The 3,676-nt window shown below is 70.8% G+C and carries 3 protein-coding genes; all 3 read left to right on the top strand.

Going from position 1 to position 3,676, the window contains the following annotated elements:
* Window positions 1-2,217, top strand: a 2,217-nt coding sequence (locus VN856_RS07855; protein WP_325687772.1) for an NEW3 domain-containing protein, incomplete at its 5' end; no start/stop codon positions are given.
* Window positions 2,214-2,822 carry a DUF7158 domain-containing protein gene (locus tag VN856_RS07850; protein ID WP_325687770.1) on the top strand — a complete coding sequence of 203 codons (609 nt, stop codon included), beginning with the start codon at window positions 2,214-2,216 and terminating at the stop codon, window positions 2,820-2,822. The genes VN856_RS07855 and VN856_RS07850, both read left to right, overlap by 4 nt.
* 6 nt (window positions 2,823-2,828) lie before the next feature.
* Window positions 2,829-3,676, top strand: an 848-nt coding sequence (locus tag VN856_RS07845; protein WP_325687768.1) for an ROK family protein, incomplete at its 3' end; no start/stop codon positions are given.

Raw genomic sequence — 3,676 nt, 5'->3', positions numbered from 1 at the left:
CAGGCCTACCGCAGTCCGTTGGGCCAGCGTTTCATCGTGCAAGGCCGGATCGGTGACACGCTGCGCTACACCCAGACGCTGACGTTGTGGCGCGGTGTCGACCGAGTCGACTGCGCCACCGCCATCGACGACTTCATCGGCGAGGACCGACTGCTGCGGCTGCGCTGGCCGTGTCCGGTGCCGGGTGCGATGCCGGTCAGCGAAGTCGGCGACGCCGTAGTCGGTCGCGGTTTTGCGTTGCTGCACAACGACTCTGAATCGGTGGACACTGCCGATCATCCGTGGACACTGGATAACCCGGCCTACGGCTGGTTCGGGGTGTCGTCGGCGGCCAGGGTGCGCGTCGGCGACGGCGTGCGTGCGGTGTCGGTGGCCGAAGTCGTCGCGCCGACCGAGCCTATGGGCGGCCGGCTGGCGCGCGACCTGGTGGTGGCGCTGGTGCGGGCCGGCGTCACGGCGACCTGCAGCAGCGCCGACAAGCCGCGCTACGGGAAGCTCGGTGTCGACTCCAACCTGCCCGATACCCGAGTAGCGCTGGGCGGGCCGGATCAGAACGCGTTCACCAAGTCGGTGTTGGCGGCCGCCGCTCCGGCCTACACCCGCGAGGTCGACAAGCAGCTCGCCGAGATCGGTTGCGCCATAGTGTGGGTGCCCGCCGCCGCGCCGTTGGCGGAAGGCTGGATTCCCAGTGCCGACCTGCGCAACTCGGATGCGCTGCCGGTGCTGGTGATCGCCGGGCGCGACGACGCCCACCTGGTCAAGGCGATCGCGTCGGTGGTCGATGACCTAGCCGACGCCGAGATCGTCGTCACGCAGCACGCCCCGTCGGGGCTGGGGCGTTTCGAATCGCGCACGGTCGCATTGTGCAACCGCGGGGTGCCCAGCTTCGCCGTCGAGACCGACGGAACGCTGCACACCGCGCTGATGCGATCGTGCACCGGCTGGCCGTCCGGCGTCTGGATCGACGAGCCGCGGCGCACCGCGCCCGACGGCTCCAACTTCCAATTGCAGCACTGGACACACGTTTTCGACTATGCGCTGGTCTGCGGCCCCGGCGATTGGCGGCACGCCGACGTCCCCGATCGCAGCGCCGAGTTCTCCCATCCGCTGCAGGCGGTGACGGCATCGGATTCGCTTGGCGGGCTGCCCGCGACCGGCTCACTGCTGCAAGTCGACCCGCCCGGAGCGGTGCAGCTGGGCGCGCTCAAAGCGGCCGGCAACCCGCTGGCACACGGCAGCGCCCATCCCGTCGACGTCGACCACGTGGCCATCAGGCTGGTCGAAACCCGCGGCGGTGACGCCGATGTCGTCGTGCGCTCGCCACTGGGCACGGTGTCGGAGCTGCGGGTAGCCGACCTGCTGGAGCGCCCCGTTGGCCAAAGACACCTCACCAGGTTGCACGGCCATCAGATCGGCACCGCGCTGGCGCGACTCGAGCTGCCACGCCTGCTGGACGCCGAAAATGCCGTGCTGGCACCGGATTCCGAAACCGCGCAACCGCTGTACGCGCGATACTGGCTGCACAACCGCGGACCGGCGCCGCTGGGCGGGCTGCCCGCAGTCGCCCACGTCCATCCCCACCAACTCACCGCCGCCGCGGGCTCCGACGTGACGCTGCGCCTGACGGTGGTCAGCGATAGCAGCGATACTTCGCTGTCCGGGACCGTGACGGTGGTCTGCCCGCCGGGATGGTCGGCCAGCCCCGCCGCGCTGCCGTTCACGCTGGCAGCCGGCGAGCATCTGGAAGCCGACGTGGTGGTGAAGTCGCCGTCGGGCGCCAAGGACGGCGCGTATCCGATTCGGGCGCAGCTGGCGCTCACCGGCACCAAGGTCCCAGCGGCCTGGCGTCAGGTGGTCGAGGACGTCGCTGTGGTCTGTGTCGGCGGAGTGGATGACGGCGATCTGGTCTACCTGACTGAGGAGCCGGCCGATGTTGTTGTGGCCGCGGGGGATTCGGCTCGGCTGACTGCCACCGTCGGCACCGACGCCTGCGCCGACCTGAGCCTGGAGGCGCATGTGATCAGCCCCTGGGGAACGTGGGAGTGGATCGGCCCGGCTGTGCTGGGCGCGGTGCTGCCGGCCCGCGGCACCGTCGAACTCGGTTTCGACGTGACGCCGCCGGCCTGGGTCGAGCCCGGCCAGTGGTGGGCGCTGATCCGGATCGGCTGCGCCGGCCGGCTGGTCTACTCGCCCTCGGTGAAAGTGATCGTGCAATGACTGTTGCGACGGTGGATGGTATTCCGGTGTCGGTCGACGAGGTCGACGCTCGCGAGGCGCGACTGCGCGGCGGCCCGCTGGCCGCTGCGCTGCCGATCGCCGGCACCAGCGAGGGCAGGCAGCTGCGTCGCTGGCTGACGCAGCTGATCGTGACCGAACGCGTCGTCGCTGCCGAGGCCGCGGCCCGTGGGGTGAGCGCAGATGGCGCTCCGGCCGAGGACGAATTGCTGCCCGACATCACGGCTCGGCTGGAGATCGGCAGCATCGCCGCCGCGGCGCTGGCCGACCCCCGCGCGCGGGCGCTGTTCGCCCGCGTCACCGCCGACGTCGACGTCGACGACGACGACATTTCCGCATACCACGACCGAAACCCGTTGCGATTCGCCGAGTCTCAACCCGACCGCCACGGCTGGCGCGCGCCGGCCGCCAACGCTCCGCCACTGGCCCAGGTGCGTTCGACGATCGCCGAACACCTGCTGGCCGCCGCTCGGCGACGGGCGTTTCGGGTGTGGCTCGATCAGCGCCGGGCCGACCTGGTGCGGCTGGCGCACGGATACGAGCATCCCGGCGACCCGCGTCAACCCGACAACACCCACCGGCACTGAACGCCGATGCTGACCCTGGCCCTCGATATCGGCGGCACCAAGATCGCCGTCGGGCTCACCGACCCGGCGGGTGAGCTGGTGCACAAGGCCGTCCAGCCGACGCCGAAAGACCATGAGGAAGAACATGTTTGGAGCCTTGTCGACACGATGATCGCCGACGCGACCAAGACTGCCAAGGGCGCGATTCGCGCGGTCGGCATTGGCTCCGCGGGCCCGATCGACGCGAACACGGGAACCGTCAGCCCGGTCAATATCGCCTCGTGGCGCGGCTTTCCGCTGCGGGACCGGGTCGCGACCGCGGTGCCCGGTGTGCCGGTGCGGCTGGCCGGCGACGCCATCTGCATGGCCCTTGCCGAGCATTGGCGTGGTGCCGGTCGCGGAGCCAAGTTCCTGCTCGGCATGGTGGTCTCGACCGGTGTGGGCGGTGGGCTGGTGCTCGACGGGGTGCCGTATCAGGGACGGACCGGCAATGCCGGTCATGTCGGACACGTCGTCGTCGAGCCCGACGGGCAGCCGTGCCCCTGCGGCGGCCGCGGCTGCGTCGAGACCGTGGCGTCCGGACCGTGGATGACGCGGTGGGCGCTGGCCAACGGCTGGGCGGCGCCACCCGGCGCCGACGCCGTGACGCTGGCCGAAGCGGCCGACGCCGGTGACCCGGTGGCGCGGCAGGCCTTCCACCGCGGCGCCACCGCCTTGGCGGCGATGATCGCCTCGGTCGGCGCGGTGTGCGACCTGGATCTCGTGGTCATCGGCGGGGGAGTCGCTAATTCCGGGCGGACCCTGTTCGACCCGTTGCGGACGGCGTTGGCCAACTACACGGGGCTGAGCTTCATCCGCGGTATGCAGGTGGTGCC

Origin of the sequence: Mycobacterium sp. (assembly GCF_035603715.1) — a bacterium.
Lineage (GTDB): Bacteria > Actinomycetota > Actinomycetes > Mycobacteriales > Mycobacteriaceae > Mycobacterium.
The sequence above is the reverse complement of the archived record's forward strand: the minus strand, read 5'-3'. Positions and strand labels throughout refer to the sequence as shown.

Bases quoted from the DNA above. Each gene is read 5' to 3' on its own strand.
- VN856_RS07850 (WP_325687770.1), top strand. From the start codon at position 2,214: ATGACTGTTGCGACGGTGGATGGTATTCCGGTGTCGGTCGACGAGGTC.